General features: G+C 39.6%; 20 protein-coding genes and 10 tRNA genes. 23 read left to right on the top strand and 7 right to left on the bottom strand.

The genetic code is table 11. The features are described 5' to 3' along the window. Window positions 1-24 precede the first annotated feature (24 nt). From lolB to I6F49_RS12790, 16 genes are all read left to right on the top strand, one after another. Window positions 25-612 carry a lipoprotein insertase outer membrane protein LolB gene (lolB, locus tag I6F49_RS12865; RefSeq protein ID WP_197180836.1) on the top strand — a complete coding sequence of 196 codons (588 nt, stop codon included), beginning with the start codon at window positions 25-27 and terminating at the stop codon, window positions 610-612. 2 nt (window positions 613-614) lie between these two features. Then, entirely contained in the window at window positions 615-1,472 is an 858-nt protein-coding gene (gene ispE / locus I6F49_RS12860) for a 4-(cytidine 5'-diphospho)-2-C-methyl-D-erythritol kinase (RefSeq protein ID WP_197180834.1), read from the top strand. An 88-nt stretch (window positions 1,473-1,560) separates the two neighbouring features. Continuing rightward, window positions 1,561-2,508, top strand: a complete 948-nt coding sequence (locus tag I6F49_RS12855) for a ribose-phosphate pyrophosphokinase (protein WP_007583957.1) — start codon at window positions 1,561-1,563, stop codon at window positions 2,506-2,508. 149 nt (window positions 2,509-2,657) lie between these two features. Continuing rightward, window positions 2,658-3,269 carry a 50S ribosomal protein L25/general stress protein Ctc gene (locus I6F49_RS12850; protein WP_166419130.1) on the top strand — a complete coding sequence of 204 codons (612 nt, stop codon included), beginning with the start codon at window positions 2,658-2,660 and terminating at the stop codon, window positions 3,267-3,269. Between the two features lie 19 nt (window positions 3,270-3,288). Further along, window positions 3,289-3,873, top strand: coding sequence for an aminoacyl-tRNA hydrolase (pth, locus tag I6F49_RS12845; RefSeq protein ID WP_166419131.1), 585 nt, complete (start codon window positions 3,289-3,291; stop codon window positions 3,871-3,873). Between the two features lie 53 nt (window positions 3,874-3,926). Then, window positions 3,927-5,018 (top strand): redox-regulated ATPase YchF, encoded by a 1,092-nt coding sequence (ychF, locus tag I6F49_RS12840; protein WP_007583951.1) that lies wholly within the window; start codon window positions 3,927-3,929, stop codon window positions 5,016-5,018. A 597-nt stretch (window positions 5,019-5,615) separates the two neighbouring features. After that, window positions 5,616-5,692: transfer RNA gene (locus tag I6F49_RS12835), tRNA-Met, on the top strand. Between the two features lie 64 nt (window positions 5,693-5,756). Continuing rightward, window positions 5,757-5,841 (top strand) — tRNA-Leu (locus I6F49_RS12830). Window positions 5,842-5,878: 37 nt separating this feature from the next. Then, window positions 5,879-5,953: transfer RNA gene (locus I6F49_RS12825), tRNA-Gln, on the top strand. A 5-nt stretch (window positions 5,954-5,958) separates the two neighbouring features. Next, window positions 5,959-6,035, top strand: a tRNA-Met gene (locus I6F49_RS12820). An 88-nt stretch (window positions 6,036-6,123) separates the two neighbouring features. Further along, window positions 6,124-6,208 (top strand) — tRNA-Leu (locus I6F49_RS12815). Window positions 6,209-6,247: 39 nt separating this feature from the next. After that, window positions 6,248-6,322, top strand: a tRNA-Gln gene (locus tag I6F49_RS12810). Between the two features lie 71 nt (window positions 6,323-6,393). Further along, a tRNA-Leu gene (locus I6F49_RS12805) sits at window positions 6,394-6,478 on the top strand. A gap of 38 nt (window positions 6,479-6,516) precedes the next feature. Continuing rightward, window positions 6,517-6,591 (top strand) — tRNA-Gln (locus I6F49_RS12800). A gap of 70 nt (window positions 6,592-6,661) precedes the next feature. Then, window positions 6,662-6,746: transfer RNA gene (locus I6F49_RS12795), tRNA-Leu, on the top strand. Window positions 6,747-6,785: 39 nt separating this feature from the next. Beyond that, a tRNA-Gln gene (locus I6F49_RS12790) sits at window positions 6,786-6,860 on the top strand. Between the two features lie 41 nt (window positions 6,861-6,901). Here the strand turns inward: I6F49_RS12790 and I6F49_RS12785 are convergent. Beyond that, a complete protein-coding gene (locus I6F49_RS12785) occupies window positions 6,902-8,485 on the bottom strand; it encodes a putative bifunctional diguanylate cyclase/phosphodiesterase (protein ID WP_197180832.1) in 1,584 nt (527 codons plus the stop codon). Window positions 8,486-8,638: 153 nt separating this feature from the next. Further along, window positions 8,639-9,895 (bottom strand): FAD-dependent monooxygenase, encoded by a 1,257-nt coding sequence (locus I6F49_RS12780; RefSeq protein WP_197180830.1) that lies wholly within the window; start codon window positions 9,893-9,895, stop codon window positions 8,639-8,641. 169 nt (window positions 9,896-10,064) lie between these two features. Between I6F49_RS12780 and miaB the strand changes: the two genes are divergently transcribed. The 5 genes from miaB to lnt are packed head-to-tail and all read left to right on the top strand — an operon-like array spanning window position 10,065 to window position 15,524. Then, complete coding sequence (gene miaB / locus I6F49_RS12775; protein ID WP_165728902.1) at window positions 10,065-11,513, top strand: tRNA (N6-isopentenyl adenosine(37)-C2)-methylthiotransferase MiaB; 1,449 nt, start codon at window positions 10,065-10,067, stop codon at window positions 11,511-11,513. Between the two features lie 51 nt (window positions 11,514-11,564). Further along, the gene (locus tag I6F49_RS12770) at window positions 11,565-12,623 is read left to right on the top strand and encodes a PhoH family protein (RefSeq protein ID WP_165728903.1); all 1,059 of its coding nucleotides are present in this window, start codon (window positions 11,565-11,567) and stop codon (window positions 12,621-12,623) included. Between the two features lie 4 nt (window positions 12,624-12,627). Continuing rightward, window positions 12,628-13,086, top strand: coding sequence for an rRNA maturation RNase YbeY (ybeY, locus tag I6F49_RS12765; protein ID WP_002958542.1), 459 nt, complete (start codon window positions 12,628-12,630; stop codon window positions 13,084-13,086). Window positions 13,087-13,108: 22 nt separating this feature from the next. Beyond that, a complete protein-coding gene (gene corC, locus I6F49_RS12760) occupies window positions 13,109-13,993 on the top strand; it encodes a CNNM family magnesium/cobalt transport protein CorC (RefSeq protein ID WP_165728904.1) in 885 nt (294 codons plus the stop codon). Then, window positions 13,974-15,524 (top strand): apolipoprotein N-acyltransferase, encoded by a 1,551-nt coding sequence (lnt, locus tag I6F49_RS12755; protein ID WP_197176554.1) that lies wholly within the window; start codon window positions 13,974-13,976, stop codon window positions 15,522-15,524. Before corC ends, lnt begins: the two co-directional genes overlap by 20 nt. Window positions 15,525-15,587: 63 nt before the next feature. Here lnt and I6F49_RS12750 read toward each other — a convergent pair whose 3' ends face one another. From I6F49_RS12750 to I6F49_RS12730, 5 genes are all read right to left on the bottom strand, one after another. Further along, window positions 15,588-16,286 (bottom strand): hypothetical protein, encoded by a 699-nt coding sequence (locus I6F49_RS12750; protein ID WP_197176553.1) that lies wholly within the window; start codon window positions 16,284-16,286, stop codon window positions 15,588-15,590. An 80-nt stretch (window positions 16,287-16,366) separates the two neighbouring features. After that, window positions 16,367-17,218, bottom strand: a complete 852-nt coding sequence (locus I6F49_RS12745; protein WP_197176552.1) for an alpha/beta hydrolase — start codon at window positions 17,216-17,218, stop codon at window positions 16,367-16,369. Between the two features lie 76 nt (window positions 17,219-17,294). Continuing rightward, window positions 17,295-17,585 carry a type II toxin-antitoxin system RelE family toxin gene (locus I6F49_RS12740; RefSeq protein WP_197176551.1) on the bottom strand — a complete coding sequence of 97 codons (291 nt, stop codon included), beginning with the start codon at window positions 17,583-17,585 and terminating at the stop codon, window positions 17,295-17,297. Next, window positions 17,575-17,826: a type II toxin-antitoxin system Phd/YefM family antitoxin gene (locus I6F49_RS12735; RefSeq protein WP_033029102.1), complete on the bottom strand. Its 252-nt coding sequence runs from the start codon at window positions 17,824-17,826 to the stop codon at window positions 17,575-17,577. The genes I6F49_RS12740 and I6F49_RS12735 overlap by 11 nt, the downstream gene beginning before the upstream one ends. An 88-nt stretch (window positions 17,827-17,914) precedes the next feature. Continuing rightward, window positions 17,915-18,925, bottom strand: coding sequence for an RDD family protein (locus I6F49_RS12730; RefSeq protein WP_197176550.1), 1,011 nt, complete (start codon window positions 18,923-18,925; stop codon window positions 17,915-17,917). 163 nt (window positions 18,926-19,088) lie between these two features. Here I6F49_RS12730 and I6F49_RS12725 point away from each other — a divergent pair, with 163 nt between their 5' ends. Together I6F49_RS12725 and I6F49_RS12720 are read left to right on the top strand one after the other, a co-directional pair. Continuing rightward, window positions 19,089-19,865: a hypothetical protein gene (locus I6F49_RS12725; RefSeq protein WP_197176549.1), complete on the top strand. Its 777-nt coding sequence runs from the start codon at window positions 19,089-19,091 to the stop codon at window positions 19,863-19,865. 67 nt (window positions 19,866-19,932) lie between these two features. Next, the gene (locus tag I6F49_RS12720; RefSeq protein ID WP_197159981.1) at window positions 19,933-20,457 is read left to right on the top strand and encodes a CIA30 family protein; all 525 of its coding nucleotides are present in this window, start codon (window positions 19,933-19,935) and stop codon (window positions 20,455-20,457) included. The last annotated feature ends 126 nt before the right edge of the window (window positions 20,458-20,583 follow it).

Below are 20,583 nucleotides of genomic sequence, written 5' to 3'. Positions count from 1 at the left end.
AATATGGAAAGTAAGGAACAACATTTGATTCGACAATATTTGATTTTATTCATGTTTTTTTTGTTTTTAGGTGGCTGTGCTCATCAAATTGATACAAAAACAACACTTTATGATGATTGGAAACCACGTTTAGCTGCTCAAAAAACTTGGCAGGTCGAGGGTAAACTCGCGTTTATTAGCCCAAAAGAGCGTCAATCTGCAAACTTAAATTGGCAGCAAACAACAAATTCCAATAATTTAATACTGACTACTTTTATTGGTACTCGTATTTTGTCGCTTAAACAAACAGCAAATGGTGCTGAATTAGAATTTGACGGCGATGAGTACTTTGATACTAACGCTTCAGAGCTTTTAAAGCGTTTAACGGGTTTTACACTCCCTGTTGATAATGCCGATAATTGGCTTAAAGGGACTATTGATGACCAAAGTTTAGTTGTTGATGAGTTAGGCCGCGCAAAGCAAGTATTATGGTTTGATAATACAGGCAAAAAATGGCAAATAGATTATGGCACTTACGTACAAAATGCAGGTTACTGGTTACCAACCAAACTAACGTTAAAGCATCAACAAATAAAAATTAAGATTCAACTCTACGATTGGCAGTTTAAATAAGCATGAATAACAAAACCTCTTTTTCACTTATTGCTCCGGCAAAACTCAATTTATTTTTACATATAAATGCGCGCCGAGAAGATGGCTATCACGAACTTGAAACCTTATTTACTTTTTTAAATTTTGGTGATGAGTTGTACTTTGAGTTGACAACGGATGGCAGCATTTCTATCGATGGTGATACTAAAGGCATACCCTTAACTGATAATCTCATCTATAAAGCGGCACTTTTATTACAAACTTACTGTAAAATCCCTTTAGGTGTAAAAATAAATTTAATTAAACGCTTACCGATGGGAGGAGGTGTTGGAGGTGGTTCATCCGATGCTGCAAGTACTTTATTAGCACTCAATAAATTATGGAAATTAGAACTAAATTTGGAAACCCTAGCCCAATTAGGGCTTAAATTAGGCGCTGATGTTCCGGTGTTCATACAAGGTCAAAGCGCCATAGCACATGGTATTGGTGAGAAATTGCACCACGTAGAACTTGAACAAAAATGGTACTGTGTTGTGCATCCAAATCAACATGTAAGTACGGCTAAAATATTTACACATCCCGATTTAAAACGCGACACACCAAAAATAATAGGCGATTGGAAACACCATATTTTAACCAACGATTGTGAGCCTTTAGTTAAAAAGCTTTGCCCCGAGGTTGAAAAAACCCTCCAGTGGTTGCTAAAATACGCACCGTCGAAGATGACCGGAACAGGTTCATGTTGTTTTGTCGAATTTGCTAGTCAAGTTCAAGCACAAGATGTACTTGAAAATCTCCCCCATACTTGGCAGGGTTTTGTGGCTTCAAGCGCAAATGTCTCACCTGCTCATACGGAGTTAACCGCCATTTTCGATCAATGAAGTAACGTACAAGTAATCATAAGTTAACTTGCAGTGGTATTTATTACTGCTCGTTAGTCCAAATATTCAGTGCCTGAGGAACCCTACCGTGCCTGACATGAAGCTCTTCGCTGGTAACGCAACACCTGAGTTAGCTCAAAAAGTTGCAAAACGTTTATATATTGAATTAGGCGATGCTGTTGTTGGCCGTTTTAGCGACGGTGAGATCAGTGTTCAAATAAATGAAAACGTTCGTGGCTCGGATGTTTTTATCTTGCAATCAACCTGTGCCCCTACAAACGATAACTTAATGGAGCTTATCGTTATGGTTGATGCTCTACGTCGTGCGTCTGCAGGTCGTATTACTGCCGTCATTCCTTATTTTGGTTATGCGCGCCAAGACCGTCGTGTGCGTTCTGCTCGTGTTCCAATTACCGCTAAAGTTGTTGCCGATTTCTTATCAAGTGTGGGTGTTGACCGTGTTCTTACGGTTGATTTACATGCGGAACAAATCCAAGGCTTCTTTGATGTACCAGTAGACAACGTATTTGGCAGCCCTGTATTACTTGAAGATATGAAAGAACGCGACTTTGAAGACGTCGTTGTTGTATCTCCAGATATTGGTGGTGTTGTACGTGCGCGTGCAATAGCAAAACTACTAAACGATACCGATTTAGCTATTATTGATAAACGTCGCCCACAAGCAAACGTTTCTCAAGTAATGCATATTATTGGTGACGTTGAAGGCCGTGATTGTATTATCGTTGATGATATGATTGATACCGGTGGTACGTTATGTAAAGCCGCTGAAGCACTTAAAGAACATGGCGCTAAGCGTGTATTTGCATACGCAACGCACCCTATTCTTTCAGGTAAAGCAGCAGAGAACCTACGTGACTCAATGATTGACGAAGTAATTGTAACTGACTCAATTCCGCTATCTGACGAGCTTAAAGCCCTTGATAAAATAAAGGTACTTACGCTTGCTGACATGTTAGCAGAGACTATTCGTCGTATTAGTAACGAAGAATCTATCTCAGCGATGTTTGAACACTAAGATTAAACATTCCTGAGTATAAAAGCGCCTTTTGGCGCTTTTTTTGTAAGCGATGTTTATTTTGTCTGAGCGTGGTGGTATGATAGCGCGCCTTTTGGCTAGGGACCTTGGTCGCAAAGGCCCTACACATTTAAATAACTGGAGACATCATGTCTAACAAAACTTATACGTATAACGCTGAACTTCGCGTAGAAACTGGTACTGGTGCGAGCCGCCGCCTACGTCGCGAAGACAAAGTTCCTGCAATCCTTTACGGAGCTGACAAAGAAGCTTTATCTCTTACTTTTGCTCATAAAGATATGATCAAAGCGCAAGAAGACGAAGGTTTCTACACGCATATCCTTACGCTTAACGTAGATGGCGAAGCTGTTGAAGTAATCTTAAAAGATATCCAACGTCACCCATTCAAACCTAAGCTTACTCACCTTGATTTCCAACGTGTAGATGCTACTCATAAATTTCAAACTAAAGTTCCTCTTCACTTCATCGGTGAAGATATTGTAACTAAAGCTGGCGCAACTGTTGTTCACCAGTTAACTGAAGTTGAAATCTCGTGTCTTCCAAAAGCACTTCCAGAATTCATTGAAGTAGATGTGTCTAAGTTTGTTGTTGGCGATTCTGTTCATATTTCTGACCTTACTTTCCCTAAAGGCGTAAGCTCTGTAGATTTAGGTAAAGGCGAAGGCCATGATCAGTCTATCCTGACTATCAAAGCAAACAAAGCAGCTCCAGTTGAAGACGACGCTGCAGCAGCAGAATAATTTTTAAGGTCTCGCAACCTTGAATTCTATTCAAATGCTTGTGGGCCTGGCTAATCCAGGCCCCGAATACGCAAACACACGCCACAATGCAGGTGCTTGGTTCATCGAGCAAATCGCTGCACGCTACAACTGCACTCTAAAACACGATCCTAAATATCACGGCCTTACTGGCAAAGTGATAATTCAAGGCCAAGAATTCAAATTATTGATCCCCACTACTTACATGAATTTAAGTGGTAAAGCGGTCAGTAGTTTAGCTAATTTTTTCAAAATCCCTGTCGAGGACATTTTAGTTGCCCATGACGAATTGGATTTAGACCCAGGTGTTGCCAAATTAAAAAAAGGCGGCGGACATGGCGGTCATAATGGTTTAAAAGACATTATTGCAAAAATGGCAAATCAAAAAGACTTTATGCGTTTACGCATAGGTGTAGGTCATCCGGGGCATCGTGAAATGGTAACTGGTTGGGTGCTTGGAAAAGCGGCCAAAGTAGACCAAGAAAAAATGGATGCTGCTGTTGATGAAGCAGTTCGTTGTATGGAAATACTTGCAAAAGATGGTGTGTTAAAAGCACAAAACAGACTACATTCGTTTAAACCCTAATAACTTGGGTTACAAGCACATCGTTTAAACGAATCTAAACAAGGTATCTTACTATGGGTTTTAAATGTGGCATCGTTGGCTTGCCTAACGTTGGTAAATCAACGCTTTTCAATGCACTAACTAAAGCGGGTATTGAAGCCGCTAACTTTCCTTTTTGTACCATTGAGCCTAATACAGGTGTGGTACCTGTGCCAGATCCTCGTCTAGACGAACTTGCTAAAATTGTTAATCCTCAACGAGTTCTTACCACTAGTATGGAATTTGTAGACATTGCTGGCTTAGTAAAAGGCGCATCTAAAGGTGAAGGCCTTGGTAACCAGTTTTTAGCTAACATTCGTGAAACCGATGCAATTGGCCACGTAGTTCGCTGTTTTGAAGATGAAAACATCATCCACGTAGCAGGCACTATTGACCCTGCTGACGATATTGACGTAATCAACACTGAGTTAGTGCTTGCTGATATGGATAGTGCTGAAAAAGCCCTTTTCCGTAATTCAAAAAAAGCTAAAGGTGGCGATAAAGACGCTAAAGAGCAAAATGCTGTACTTGAAAAAGTAAAAGTGCATCTTGACGAAGGCTTAACTTTACGTGGTCTAGCACTAACTAAAGAAGAAAAAGCAGCAATTAGCTCTATAAACTTCTTAACGATTAAACCAACAATGTATATTGCAAACGTTGCTGAAGATGGTTTTGAAAATAACCCATACCTTGATCGTGTACGCGCTATTGCCGCAGCTGAAGATGCGATTGTTGTTCCTGTATGTGCCGCTATCGAATCTGAACTTTCAGAATTAGATGACGAGGATAAGCTTGAGTTTATGGCTGATCTTGGCCTAGAAGAGCCAGGCCTTAACCTTGTTATTCGTGGTGGTTATGAATTACTACAATTACAAACTTACTTTACAGCTGGCGTAAAAGAAGTACGCGCATGGACAATCCCTGTAGGTGCAACAGCACCACAAGCAGCGGGTAAAATCCATACCGACTTCGAGCGTGGCTTTATTCGTGCGCAAACTATTGCTTTTGACGACTTTGTTGCCTTTAAAGGTGAGAGTGGCGCAAAAGAAGCAGGTAAGATGCGTCAAGAAGGTAAAGAGTACATTGTTAAAGATGGCGATGTAATGAACTTCTTGTTCAACGTATAAGTACAAATTAAACCAATTTAACTTGGTAATAATTTTTAAAGGCTCGTTTTTACGAGCCTTTTTTGTATTTAAGTATTATAAAAATAATAATTGAGCACAATCAGGGCCTGTTGACCTTTTAGGATTGAAATTTGTTCAATCTAGGGGCTATTTAATCGCGGCGCGAGGTTTGTAACCTAGTGGGCTAAGTAAAAACCGAGCAACAAAGAGTAAATTGCCCCTAGGCAGAACCCTTCGGGCAGCGCATGTTTGGCATTTATGCTGCGTTATCGCCTATTTATGGGGAATAACCACACTACATAGGCTCTGCCTTGTCTAAATACCAAACACACTGCTGTAAATTTAACCTCAAAAGATAAACAGGCCCTAATCATCTTTGTAATATCACTCAATTAAAGAAGTACAGGGTTAATTAAGATTCTGCGTATTTAAGGCAGCTAAAAAAACAGCATTTTTATTAAAATTTAGCCTGTTAGCTTAATTTTCCTGCAAACAAACACAGTTAAGTGTTTTTTTGCAAAAAAGGTGTTGACGAATTTGGGTCATATCAGCATAATACGCCCCGCACTCAGCGATGAAGTGCTAACAAAAAAAGATGGCTAAGTAGCTCAGCTGGTTAGAGCACATCACTCATAATGATGGGGTCACAGGTTCAAATCCCGTCTTAGCCACCATTTATTTTTTTGTTGCTCAATGAAGAGTTTAAAATAGCTACCTGTACTTTATTGTACAAACGATGCGGGAGTGGCGGAATTGGTAGACGCGCTGGATTTAGGTTCCAGTAACTTCGGTTGTGAGAGTTCAAGTCTCTCTTTCCGCACCATTTCTTGATAAGAATTAAAACTATCAATTGTTATTGTTGGGATATCGCCAAGCGGTAAGGCACCAGGTTTTGATCCTGGCATTCCCAGGTTCAAATCCTGGTATCCCAGCCAACAATGGCTAAGTAGCTCAGCTGGTTAGAGCACATCACTCATAATGATGGGGTCACAGGTTCAAATCCCGTCTTAGCCACCATTTCTTTTTTAGAAATGGCTCTGCAAGAGTTAAATTGCACTCAATGAAGAGTTTAAAATAACTACCTGTACTTTATTGTACAAACGATGCGGGAGTGGCGGAATTGGTAGACGCGCTGGATTTAGGTTCCAGTAACTTCGGTTGTGAGAGTTCAAGTCTCTCTTTCCGCACCATTTCTTGATAAGAAATAAAACTATCAAATAATTCTTTGTTGGGATATCGCCAAGCGGTAAGGCACCAGGTTTTGATCCTGGCATTCCCAGGTTCAAATCCTGGTATCCCAGCCAACTTCTTCTACCAAGGAAAGTTGGATAAAAGAATAACTCTTGCTTAGAGTTTAAACTGGCAAATTAGTGATGCGGGAGTGGCGGAATTGGTAGACGCGCTGGATTTAGGTTCCAGTAACTTAGGTTGTGAGAGTTCAAGTCTCTCCTTCCGCACCATGTTCTTATAAGAACTAAAATTATAAATAATTCTTTGTTGGGATATCGCCAAGCGGTAAGGCACCAGGTTTTGATCCTGGCATTCCCAGGTTCAAATCCTGGTATCCCAGCCAACTTCTTCTACCAAGGAAAGTTGGATAAAAGAATAGCTCTGCTTAGAGTTTAAATTAGCAAATTAGTGATGCGGGAGTGGCGGAATTGGTAGACGCGCTGGATTTAGGTTCCAGTAACTTAGGTTGTGAGAGTTCAAGTCTCTCCTTCCGCACCATGTTCTTATTAAGAACTAAAACTAATTCAAATTTATAGTTGGGATATCGCCAAGCGGTAAGGCACCAGGTTTTGATCCTGGCATTCCCAGGTTCAAATCCTGGTATCCCAGCCAATTTGATTCCCTTGTCTAAAACTTCTCAATACTCATTAAATTCAACTTACTTTTTCTGCATTTAAATAAACACTTATAAATTCATCTATTGTTATCGGTTTACTATATAAATACCCTTGCAAATAATCACAGTTCATACCTAATAGCGCTTGCTCTACCTCTTTTGTTTCTATTCCTTCAGCTACTACATCGCAATTTAATCGACTCGCTAAAAATAATGTAGACTCAACAATGGCATAATCTGGTGGGTTAATGAGCATATCTTTGATAAACGACTGATCAATTTTTATTTGATTAATTGGCAGCTCTCTTAATAACGACAATGATGAAAAGCCAGTACCAAAGTCATCAACACTAAATTTAAACCCGCGCATACTCAACTGCTGCATCATTTTTCTTGCAGCCGGAATATTTGTCATCATTGCACCTTCAGTAATTTCAAATATTAGTGAGTCACTTAAAGTAGGATCGGTTGTAAGTAGGTTAATTATAAAATCGTAAAACTCACTACTCTCAATATCTTTAGTCGATAAATTGACATGTATAGTACCGATGAAGCCAAACAGTTTGAGTTTTCTAATATGATTAACCGCTTCTTGTACAACCCATTTCGATAACACAAAAATAAGCCCTGTACGCTCAGCTACGGTTATAAACTTTTCAGGGCTAATAAAGCTGCCATCATCTTGCGGCCATCGGATAAGCGCTTCTAGGCCATGTAATTGTAAATCTTTAGAGTCCATTATGGGTTGTAAATAAAGCTCAAACTCATCTTTATGTAATGCCACTTTAATTTTGGCTGATAAATCAAAAAAGTCCTCCGCTCTTTTACCTATTGCAGATGAGTAATTTACTAAAGGTTGAAATGTTTTTTTAGCTTCATGCAGTGCCAAGTCGGCTTTTTTTAATAACTGATCGGGTAATCGGCTATCATGAGGAAAACGACTTACGCCTATACTTAATTGTATTTTAACTATTTGCTCATGTGTACAAAATGGAGTTTTAACAGCTGAATTTATAATGTTTACACAGTAATCCATACTTTCATCCGCATCGGTATGCAGTAAAAATGCAAACTCATCACCTCCTATTCGATATAATTTAGCAATGCCGCACAAGTCTTTGCTTAGTTTATTGGCGAACGCTGCTAATAGTTGATCGCCACATTGATGACCAAACGCATCATTAATTTGTTTAAAATTATTTAAGTCGATATAGAACAATGCAAATGAAGAAGGGTATTCCACTTGTTTACTTAAGGACTTAAAAAATTTATCGCGGTTGGGTAAGGTTGTTAAGTTATCGTGCTCTGTTTGATATTTTTGATACTGGGTTGCTTGCTCTATTTTAACAATACTTTTTAAACTCAGTTTAATCACTAAATAAACAAACCCTGCTCCACCAAATAGCAACATAGCGACCATATTCATCACAACAGGTGCAATAGCGTAGTTAGAAAAGTAATAAAGTACCCACCAATAGCCAAAAATAAAGCTAATAATGGCGCATAACAATATAGTCCACGCTAACTGCGCTGTTTTTTTACATACTTTAATCGTTGTTTTTAGGCTAGCTACAAGTAATAGCACACCTAACATAATCATTACTGTAAAAAAATTATCCACACACAGGCTCTTTAAAGTTATTTAATTGCAATTTAGTGAAGTGACACCGTTAAATTAAAACCGTGTTCGATATAGCGAACCACTACCTGCCCATCTAAAAAACAGACATAAAAAAAGGCTCATAAATGAGCCTTTTTAATATCTACTTTAAATTTAGCCTAAATCACCGCTAATTGCGTATTTTAAAACCCAGTTTTTTATTGGCCCCGTATTATTCGCCATTTTTAAAAACTGGCTACGTGCCCATTTAAGTGGCGTAATTTGATTAGAAAACCCAAAGTAACACGCGTCCATCATGCTCATCATTAACAAATTGGCTTTACGGCGAGCTCGCTCATATTCTTTAAGCTTTAGCGGGCAACCAACATCATCTGCATCATTTAAAATGTCAGCAAGTGCCACTACGTCCTGAAAACCTAAATTAACGCCCTGCCCTGCAAGGGGATTAATTGTATGTGCAGCGTCGCCCACTAAAACCAAGCGCCCTTGCGAATAATTATTAGCGTGTTGACGAGTAAGCGGAAATATCGCATGGGTCTGTACTTCAAAGTCTCCAGCAAGTTCTGGGAACTTATTCAGTATGTGTGTTTTTAACTGAGTTCGGTTTAGCCCTTTAAATGCTTGCAATGTATTTGCATCGTCGTACCAAATTAAATTAGCGTACGGTGCCTGCATTGGTAAAAATGCTAATGGCCCGGTTGGTGTAAACTGTTGCCATGTTTTAATTTGTTGCGGGGCATCAAGTTTAATTAATACCCCCATGCAATGCTGTTGGTACTGCCAACCCGTAATACCAATATTAGCTTTAGCACGCAGTTGCGATTGCCCGCCATCGGCGGCAATTACTAGATCAGCTGTATAGGTTTGATCTCCATACACAAGCGTAATTAAATCATCCGTTTGCTCTATTTTAGTTACCGGCAATGATTGCTCAACAACCTCAATCTTATAATGCCCAAATTGCTGCCACAAACTTGCTTGAATTAAACTATTTTCAATCAAGTGGCCTAAATGTGTCGTGTTTATGTCGGCGCAATCAAATAATAAATTGTCACCACCGCGCTCAAAAGCCTCTAATTGTTGATAAGGTGCTATGCGGTTTTGCCTTAAAAGAGGCATTGACCCTAATTCATCAAGTAAATTTTCTGAAAAACGATTAATAGCCGACACTCTAATATCCACCTTATCGCTACTAAGAATGTGTGATGGGTCTATAAGGTGTTTTTCGATTATGCGCACGCCAAAGCCTTGTTGAGCCAGCTTTATCGCCATAGCCGCGCCAACCATGCCCCCGCCCACTACTATCACATTATTTTTGGTCATGTTTTTCATCATTTTATTATTACTTGAGTCTGTTTTGATTGTATCAAAATTAATTTGTTTTATACCAGAGGATATCCCTAACAGCACATTAAACTCGCCCTGTATTGATTTGAGATCACAAACATGAAAACTATACTTGGATCTGGGCGGGTATCCAGCTAAAATACGCCTCCTTTAAGTGAGCATGCTTGCTCCTTAATCCTGTTTCTAGCACATTTTTGTGCCACTATCGAATTGAACACGAGGCAATATTTCAATGAGCAAAAAGCTGCATATTAAAACCTGGGGTTGTCAGATGAACGAATACGACTCTCAGAAAATGGCTGAACTTTTAGATGCCACCAACGGCTACCAGCTAACTGATGATGCAACAGATGCCGACGTAATCTTACTTAACACCTGTTCAATTCGTGAAAAAGCGCAAGAAAAAGTATTTCACCAGTTAGGTCGTTGGAAGTTGTTAAAAGACGACAAGCCAGACTTAATAATTGGTGTAGGTGGTTGTGTTGCCTCACAAGAAGGTGACTCTATTCGCCAACGCGCACCATTTGTAGATGTTATTTTTGGCCCGCAAACATTGCACCGTTTACCAGAAATGATTAAACAAGTGCAAGGCAACAAAGGCTCATCGGTTGTTGATATTTCATTCCCAGAGATTGAAAAGTTTGACCGTTTACCAGAGCCAAAAGCCGATGGCCCATCTGCATTTGTATCAATTATGGAAGGCTGTTCTAAGTACTGTACTTTTTGTGTTGTACCATATACTCGCGGTGAAGAAGTTAGCCGCCCAGTAGATGACGTACTACTTGAAATTGCACAACTTGCAGAGCAAAACGTACGTGAAGTAAACCTACTTGGCCAAAACGTAAATGCATACCGCGGTGACACGCACGATGGCGAAATTTGTTACTTCTCAGATTTAATTCGTCTTATTGCAGCTATTGATGGTATTGACCGTATCCGTTACACCACATCGCACCCGGTAGAATTTACGCCTGATATCATCGACGTTTACGCCGATGTACCAGAGCTTGTAGATCACTTACATCTACCAGTACAAAGTGGTTCAGATCGTATATTAAACCTAATGAAACGTGGCCATACGGCAATTGAATACAAATCGACTATTCGTAAGTTACGTAAAATTCGTCCTAACTTAAGCATGTCGTCAGATTTCATTATTGGTTTCCCAGGCGAAAGCCAAGAAGACTTTGAAGCAACCATGAAGCTTATTAGCGACATTGGTTTTGATATGAGCTTTAGCTTTATTTACAGTGCACGCCCAGGTACACCAGCGGCAGATTTACCAGATGACGTAACAGAGCAAGAGAAAAAAGAACGCTTATACTTACTACAAAACCGTATTACACAAATGGCGCAGCAAATTAGCCGCCAAATGTTCGATACAGAGCAACGTATACTTGTTGAAGGTCCTTCTAAAAAGAACCCAATGGAATTACGTGGCCGTACCGAAAATAACCGTGTAGTAAATTTTGTTGGCCCACACACAGTGATCGGACAGTTTGTTGACGTACGTATTACCGAAGCACTACCTAATTCTTTACGTGGTGACTTAATTCGTACAGAATCAGAAATGAACTTACGACGTGAAATCGCGCCTTCAGCTATTTTAACTAAAGCTGCAGCTGCAGAGCCAAAACCAGACACTGTTAACGAAATTGGCGTAGCTACTTTCGTTCCTTAGTCAAAATTATTAGCGCCAGTTAATACTGGCGCAGTACTATAGGAAGCAATTTTGAGTAATCAGTTAAAAACGTTAGAGATTTATTTAGAACCTGCCGATAACAAACGCCTTTCTTCTTTATGTGGCCCGTTTGACGAAAACATCAAACAAATTGAACGCCATCTGGCTGTTGAAATAATTCACCGTGACAACTTTTTTAAAGTAACCGGTAAATTACACAACTGCGCCGGCGCTGTAGAAATCTTAAAAAACCTTTATGTTGATACTCAGCCAGTACGTGGTGTGTTAGGCGAAATAGAACCCGACGCCGTTCATTTAGCTATTACCGAATCAAAAGCCCTAGAGCAAGACGCATCAAGCAGCGCTTATGGCAAAGATATGGTGATTAAAACACGCCGTGGTGTAATTAAACCACGTAACGATAACCAAGGTGTTTATGTGGCTAATATTTTACACCACGACATTACCTTTGGTATTGGCCCTGCTGGTACTGGTAAAACCTACCTTGCCGTTGCTGCCGCCGTTGACGCCCTTGAGCGCCAAGAAATACGCCGTATATTATTAACGCGTCCTGCTGTAGAAGCGGGCGAAAAGCTTGGCTTTTTACCCGGCGATTTAAGTCAAAAAATAGACCCATACCTGCGCCCTCTTTACGACGCGCTTTTTGAAATGCTAGGTTTTGAAAAAGTAGAAAAGCTCATCGAAAAAAATATCATTGAAGTCGCACCGCTTGCTTACATGCGCGGACGTACTTTAAACGATGCATTTATTATTTTAGATGAAAGCCAAAATACCACCGCCGAGCAAATGAAAATGTTTTTAACTCGCATAGGGTTTAACTCAAAAGCGGTTATTACAGGCGATATTACACAGGTTGATTTACCACGTGGTACACGCTCAGGCCTTCGCCATGCAATGGAAGTACTTGATGGTGTAAACGAAATTAGCTTTAACTACTTTAAAGCCCAAGACGTAGTACGCCACCCTGTTGTAGCACGCATAGTTGAAGCCTACGAGCGTAACGACGAAAGCGAGCGACTAAAGCGCATTGAAAAGCAAAATGCAAAAGACGCACTTGCTGCTCTTCAACAGCCTACTACTAAAGAGTAATACTTTGACAACCGAACTTGATTTACAAATAGCGTGTGAGTTTGACAACCTCCCAAGCGAAGAGCAATTTGCACTGTGGGCCGACAAAGCCCTTAGCCAATATCGTGATGAGTCAGAGCTCAGTATTGTTATTAGCGACGAAGCGCAATCGCAACAGCTTAATAACGACTATCGTGGTAAAAATAAACCGACCAACGTACTGTCGTTCGAATTTGAAGCACCACCAGGAATAGATATTCCCTTGGTTGGTGATTTAATTATTTGCCCAGCCATTGTATTAGCTGAAGCAATTGAGCAAGAGAAGTCATTTCATGACCACTTTGCTCATATGGTTATTCACGGATGCTTGCATTTGCTTGGATTTGACCATATAAAGAGTGACGATGCTTTAGAGATGGAAAGCATAGAAAAGCAATTACTTGCAGAGCTGAACATAGCAGACCCATACCGGGACGATATTTAAATTAACGGAGCAATTAGACGCAATGAGCGACGGTAACTCGCAATCTAGCCAGGGTTCTTCTGGCAAAACGTGGTTGGGCAGAATAGCTCAAATGTTGCAAGGGGAACCCCAGAATAGAGAAGAGCTGGTCGAAGTTATTGCCGATGCGCAAGAACGAGACGTAATCGATCCAGAAACAAAAGAGATGATAGAAGGTGTGCTTGGCGTGTCTGAGCTTAAAGTGCGAGACATAATGGTTCCGCGCTCACAAATGATCACTCTTGAGATCGACAAACCGCTTGAAGAGCTAATTCCAATGATGGTTGACTCAACTCACTCACGCTTTCCGGTGGTGATTGAAGATAAAGATCATGTAGAAGGTTTTTTGCTCGCTAAAGATTTATTGCCACTGATCTTAAATAAAGACGAGCACTTACCATCAATACGCGATTATTTACGCCCAGCAATGGTAGTACCTGAAAGCAAACGTGTTGATACACTGCTAAACGAATTTCGTCAGCAACGCTACCATATGGCTGTTGTTATTGACGAATACGGCGGCGTATCGGGCTTAGTAACGATTGAAGATATTCTTGAAATAATTGTTGGCGAAATCGAAGATGAGCACGACGAAGAAGAAGAACATCAAGATATTCGTCGACTTGCTAAACATGTTCACGTAGTGCAAGCACTCACACCTGTAGATGACTTTAACGAGCATTTTAAAACAGGCTACAGCACAGACGAAGCCGATACTATTGGTGGAACTGTACTGCACGCATTTGGCCACATGCCAAGCCGTGGGGAAACGATTGACATAGAAGGTTACCAATTTAAAGTAACCAACGCCGACAATCGTCGTATTTTGCAACTGCAAGTCACCGTTCCTAAGGATGATGATAACGACAGTGAAGAAACTGCTAACTAGACTTACCCTATTAGCAAAAGATAAAAAAGCATGGCTCGCACTGGTTGCGGGCCTTGTTTTAACTTTTGGCTATGCCCCCTTTGAAATTTGGCCCATTGTATTTATTAGCCTTGGTGCCATAATTTTTTGCATTAACCCTAATAATACCGGTAAAGCACACGCAAAAACCGCTGCTAAATATGGCTTTATATTTGGTCTAGGTTGGTTTGGTGCAGGTATAAGCTGGGTCCATGTTTCTATTGCCACCTTTGGCGGTATGCCGCTTATAGCGTCGCTCTCGTTAATGGCTTTTTTGTGCTCATACTTAGCGTTATTTCCAGCCCTTGCCTTTTGGGCAACCACACGCTTTGCCACTGGCCCTAAAAGCTTTGGTGCATTACTCATTGCTTGCTTTGCAATTAGTGAGTATTTACGTGGTACCGTACTTACCGGTTTCCCGTGGTTAAGTTTTGGCTATACACAAACCGACGGACCACTCAGGCTGCTTGCCCCTTATATTGGCGAGTTTGGCTTAACCCTCGTGTGTATAGCAATTGGTTTTTCACTTTATCGCTTAACCCAAAAAGATTTTAAAACCCCTGTTGTTACGGCCATTGCTGTTGCGCTCATTTTTACAGGCGCAAATACCACAGGCAGTATTCATTACACAGATAAAAACATGTCGGTATTACTCGTTCAAGGAAACATACAACAACACCTGCGCTTTGAGCCAAGTGAGTTTTGGACCACCATGAGCAAATACCAAGACATGACGCGCCCTCACTGGGATGCCGACTTAATAGTATGGCCAGAAGCCGCAGTGCCCGAAATAGAAATGCTTGCTGATTCCTACCTAGCCAATTTAGACAGTGCAGCCTCGTTTAATAAAACCGCCCTTGTAACCGGTATTGTTGACTACCAACGCGATACTAAAAACATATTCAATACACTTATTGTGGTCGGTAATAAAGAACGCGACGACGAGCATGGGCATTACCGTTACCTAGATAAAAACCGCTATCAAAAACACCAGCTATTACCTATTGGCGAATTTGTACCGTTTCAAGATTTACTGCGCCCTATTGCCCCGTTATTCGATTTACCTATGTCGTCGTTTACGCGTGGCGATAAAGTACAAAACAACTTACGCGCCAATGGCTTTAACCTACTACCCGCTATTTGCTACGAAATTGTTTTTGCCGATTTAGTACGCGGTAATTACAAAAGCGACTCCGACCTACTCTTTACTGTAAGTAACGATGCCTGGTTTGGCGACTCCATTGGGCCTTTGCAACATATGCAAATAGCCCGTATGCGCGCGCTCGAACTACAACGCCCTCTAGTGCGTGTTACTAACAATGGTGTAAGCGCCGTATACGACCCTATAAGCCACACACAACAAACCATGCCTCAGTTTGAAGCTACCATATTAAAAGCCAACATTAAGCTTATAAAAGGCGATAGCGTGTACAGCCAGTATGGAAACATGTTTGTGTGGGGATTTGTGTTGTTGATGGGAGTTATTGGGTTTGGGGCTAGGTTCAGAAAATAAGTTAATACTGATCGCTGTTGAAGTTCAGCTCTCAGTATTAAATTAGAAGTCAAAGCTCAAAATTTATGATGCTAACCTCACCCATACACTACTGTATACTGCTATGAATCCGATAAACATTGGACTATATAACTCTAAAAAGTCACGTTGACGAAATTGTTCCAGAAACCAGTGAGAAAACATAATACCGAGTGCGAATAAATACTGAAATTTATCTTTCGAGTCTATTAAATAAAACTTATATAGACGTGGGTTGCCATGCTCGTCATATTCAGTAAGGTCGATATAAGCATTAAAAAATAACCTTACTTTAAGGTCATAGTCTAAATAGCTATGACTGCTGTGTTTGTATTTATCATCATTAAGATATATTTTTTTTGGTTTAAGCAAATCAGGGATAAATCCATCAACTACATCATTGTAACTGTCATACCTTCTAAAAAACTTATTATCCAAAACTCTTGTAGCGAATTGTTTTTTATAATTATCTGTATAGAAGTGAGATATAGAATTATATCGGAGTAATAAATATCCAATCGATAACAGTAAAAGAGTATTAATACCTGTAGGGTTAGTAAATGTAATTTTAAAAATAAAAGTATTTGCCTCTGTAACCTTCGCGCCTGAGAAAGTAAGGGCTAATAACACTGATGAAATAATTACTAGCGTTTTTTTACAACTTGCTAAAGCAGTATCGATAGGCGGAGCTAAATTTAAATCTGCATTAATTGCTTTGTTTAACTCTTTCACAGGTTCAATCACTTAACTACGCTCCATTTTTTTGTTTAATAATAAAGGTGACTTTAGCTTTAAGCTTAAATAAATTAAAGATCATTAACACTTCATAACTGCAATAATTTTCTCAACCCATAATACCAGCTAAGCGCAGCGACTGTGCCATGAGTTTCACCTTCAAAGTAACGTTGATTTATATGTAAATTATTACTTGAATGCATTTTTAATCTTTTAGCAAACTCTAAGCCCCATTGGTAATTTGTTTTGCCAATCTCACCAAACGCTTCGGCATTATTTGCAAAGGTAAAATACACATTACCTTTAAGCAGCTTATTTATTAGTTGCTTCTCATCAAAATAACGATTGAGATAGTTATTATCCCAAAGATACGTGGCATCAATAATTAAGTAATCTGTAAATAGCGCATGGTTGATAAGCAATACATAGCTGGCAAACAAGCCACCGAAAGACTCGCCAATTAAAACTCGTTTATTTGATGTGCGATATTTTTTATTAATGAGTGGAATGAGTTCCTTTTCAAAAAAGGCGCTGTAATTTGCGGCGTTGCCAATATTTTCAAACTTTTCGAGTAGCTGACCGTTAAATGTCCAATCTACATTTGTAGGGGTAAAGTCGCGCTCTCTTATCGCATTTTTACTGTTAGGAATAGCAACAATAATAGCTTCTTGTATTTGCTGCTCTAGCCGCTCTGTACTGAGCGCTTCCACCAGTCCAGCAACTGCTTTTAAATGGGTTGGGTCACCATCAAGCAAGTAAATCACAGGATATACTTGATTCGGGTTTTCACTGTAGCTTAGCGGTAAATAAACACTATAATTACGCTGTTCATTTAAAATAGTAGATTTTAGCTGATAGGTTTTGGCTAAAATAATAGACTCTGAGGCATTTACATTTACTGTAAAAAATAAATATAAAAATATTATTGATAAGACTTTCATACATATCCTTGTATTAATAACAAACCAAGAAGAAACGTCTGGCTTTCTTTCAACAATCAAAACACCGCTTTTATTGCTATTCCTTAATTCGCGACGCTAACTTTTTATATATCGCATCTTTATCGCGCTTACCAATTGCAAGTACATAAACCACAACTTCGTTGTCAATAACTTCGTAAGCTAAGCGATACCCTGCCGTACGCAATTTTATTTTGTAAACATTATCAAAGCCTCGCAACTTGGATGCAGGCACATGTGGGTTGTCTAAGCGCTCAGTAAGTTTCTTTTTAAACTGACTTTTAAGTGGGGCCGCTAGCTTCCCCCATTCCTTTAACGCCGCAGGTAAAAACTTTAACTTATAAGTCATCTATACTAACTTCAACCGCTTGAGATAAATCACCTCTGCGGCTCTCAACAACTTTAGTTAGTTCATAATCATCCAGTTGTTCCATAATTAGCTCATACATTGGTGCAGGTACTAAGTAAGCAGCAGGCTTGTTATGATTTAATATGGCTATTGCAGCGCCATCTGCTTCATTTAAAAGCGCTGTTGGATTTTTTTTAAGTTCTGAAATACTTGCCGAACAATCAGCTAAAACTTGTCTCATGAAACACCTAAAAAGAACTAAATTAAGCCCTAATTTTAGACCTTTTTTTATTTATAGCTATTCTTTTTTATAATCTTGTTAGTTTTTATTACTCTTTCACTGCATCTACAACGGTTTCAACATCCACAACTTGATTCAAGTTACCTTTAATAACCACTGTCGCCGATATTTTATCTTGAATGGCTTGTCTGTTTGGATCCCAGTATATCTGCAGGAACCCTAATAGCCCGGTTGCAAAGCCTGCGCCGTAGCCGCCATAGCGACCAAAACAATCTAATAAACCTAATGGCTCACCGCTTAGGGCGACCACGCGAATATTACATGCTTTTTTACCTGGTGTTTGCCCGCGCCAAAGTAACGAGAACAACGTAAAGTAAACAGCAGCCCAGCCAAACCCTAAGCCTAGGTCTTGAATAATGCCTTTGCTCCACTGCAAAATACTGTTAGTAGTTGTTTGTGCTGGCTTTTCTTCTATTAACTGTGCCGGTTGTATTTCGTTATTTTCACTGAGCACTAATAGCTGTAAAAATACGGTAGCAAGTTGTGGGCTTTGTAGGTCATTCATTTTTGCTAATTTGGGTACTTCCCCTATTAAATTATCAAGCGCATTTTGCTGGCAAGGTTGATCACAGCTTTCATCGGCTGTTTGCGCTAAATAAGTATTTACCCGTTGCTTTTCTGTGGCGGTAAGCTGAATTTCATCTTGTATTTTTACGCCCTGAACAGCTAGACCTTGATCAGCGTTATCGTCTTCTAGGTAATCTATGCCAATTGAAAGCACAGTAAGTGCGCTTACAAATAAAAAACTTGCTGCAAAAATTTTTAGGGTTCTTCGCCAAAACGACGACATTTTAGGTAAGTACTGTTGCGCAGTGCCTTTATAAAAAGCCATTGCAGCGACAAATGCGATTAAAGCCGCACTGAGCTTGGCTGCTAAAAATATAAGTGCAACATCAATTATAATCGCTAATGCACGCCTACTTGGTGTAGCTAAAGGCAAGCCTAGTAATGCACTGTCAATTTTAAAGGCGTAGGGGGTAACAACTTCTCGGGTTTCAGAATTTGATAATTCTAATTGTTCTATCTCTTTGGCTTTCATTATTTTTCTTGTTATTAAAATAGGTAACCCGGTTAACTTACGCGTTTTTTATTTTTTGCTCAAGGTAAACCTAAAGTAAATAAAACAACGACAACTCCTAACTGTTAGTGAACTAAATGTAATTTAATTACTCATAACAGCACTAATAAGTTGAGGATTTAATGTGAGTAAAGGGAATGCATGGCCGTGGGTCATCTCGTTATGTATACACGCTATAGTGTTGTACTTTTTGTTTTCGCAATCTATTAACGTTGCGCCGCCAAAGGAGGAAAAAAGCGCAATAATACAGGCCTATGTTACGGTTAATTTAGCAAGCCTACCTAAGCCAAGCTCAATTGTTACAACAACTAATGCGCCTGATATAAAACCTGTAAATACTAAAACTGATGCACCAAATGCAGCGACCTCTAACACTACACCTATAAAAAAAGATTCTACAAAAGCCAAAGTAAAGGTGACTAAAAAAACGCAAGCCAAAACCACCACGTTACCACAGGCACAAACTGAGCTTAAAAAAGAGCCTGTAAAACCTGTTGAACCCCAGTTAGCCGCGCCTTCAGAGCCTACAACAAAAGTTTCTCAAACATTTAAAAAGCTAAATCCATACGCGCCGCTATTTGGCTCTCCTGTAAATAATATGACTCATAAAAAAATGGTCTCCTTTGGTGAAGATAAAAGCTCTGAAAATGATGAGATAAACAATAATCCCACTATTAAAACGCCAGTAAAATCTGCTAATTCAGAAGTTATTAGCCAAAATACAGCAGGCACACGACGATTAGAAAAATTTAACGGTAAATGCTATTTAATTGATACTTCAACCGTATTTGGTAGTAATGGCATGCCTCAAGGTAGCGGTAAACCCTGTCCTGAGGATAAAACTGATAAAGAAATTATGTTTGAAAAAATCATGGAAAAATGGAGCCGTAAAAATAATTAGCTTTAAATAAGTGAACAAATAATATGTTTATCCGTATTGGTAAGCTTAAAGTACTTAGGAGTAAACCATGATCACCAAACAACTATCATCACTTTTTGTATTTAATTTATTAGTTGTAAGTGCACAAGCTAATGCAAACCAGCGCTGGTACGTTGTTAACGACTCAGTAATGGGCGGTGTATCTAATAGCCAATTCACACAAACTCAAGAAAGTTTGCTGTTTACAGGCAATGTTTCGCTTGATAATAACGGCGGTTTTGCATCAATACGTACAGAGCTAAATACACAAAGCCAAAATACTAAAGCTATAGCACTGCGTGTTAAAGGCGATGGACAAACCTATCAGCTTAGACTCAGAACTACCAATTACCTTGATGGCGCAGCGTACACCCACTCATTTAAAACAGTAAAAAATGAATGGGTAGATATAAACTTTGCTCCGAGTGATTTTACTTTAACGTATCGCGGTCGCGTGCTTGAGCAACAACCGATTATTGATTTTGATGACATAAAACAGCTAGGCTTTATGATTGCAGGCAAGCAAGAAGGTAGGTTTAAACTTGAAGTGGGTAAAATTGAGTTTAAAAGCTAGCCCACCGAGGGCGTTCAGAATTCTGTGTCAGCCTAAATTGCTAAATATCTAGCACACCATCTAACCTACCTTCGAAGTGGATGGCCAATTGCGACAATGTCAGATTCCAGTTATGGATTGGCATTG

It is taken from the genome of Pseudoalteromonas sp. SWN166 (genome assembly GCF_015864485.1).
Lineage (GTDB): Bacteria > Pseudomonadota > Gammaproteobacteria > Enterobacterales > Alteromonadaceae > Pseudoalteromonas.
Note: the sequence above shows the minus strand (reverse complement) of the source record. Positions and strands in the feature narration are given on the sequence as shown.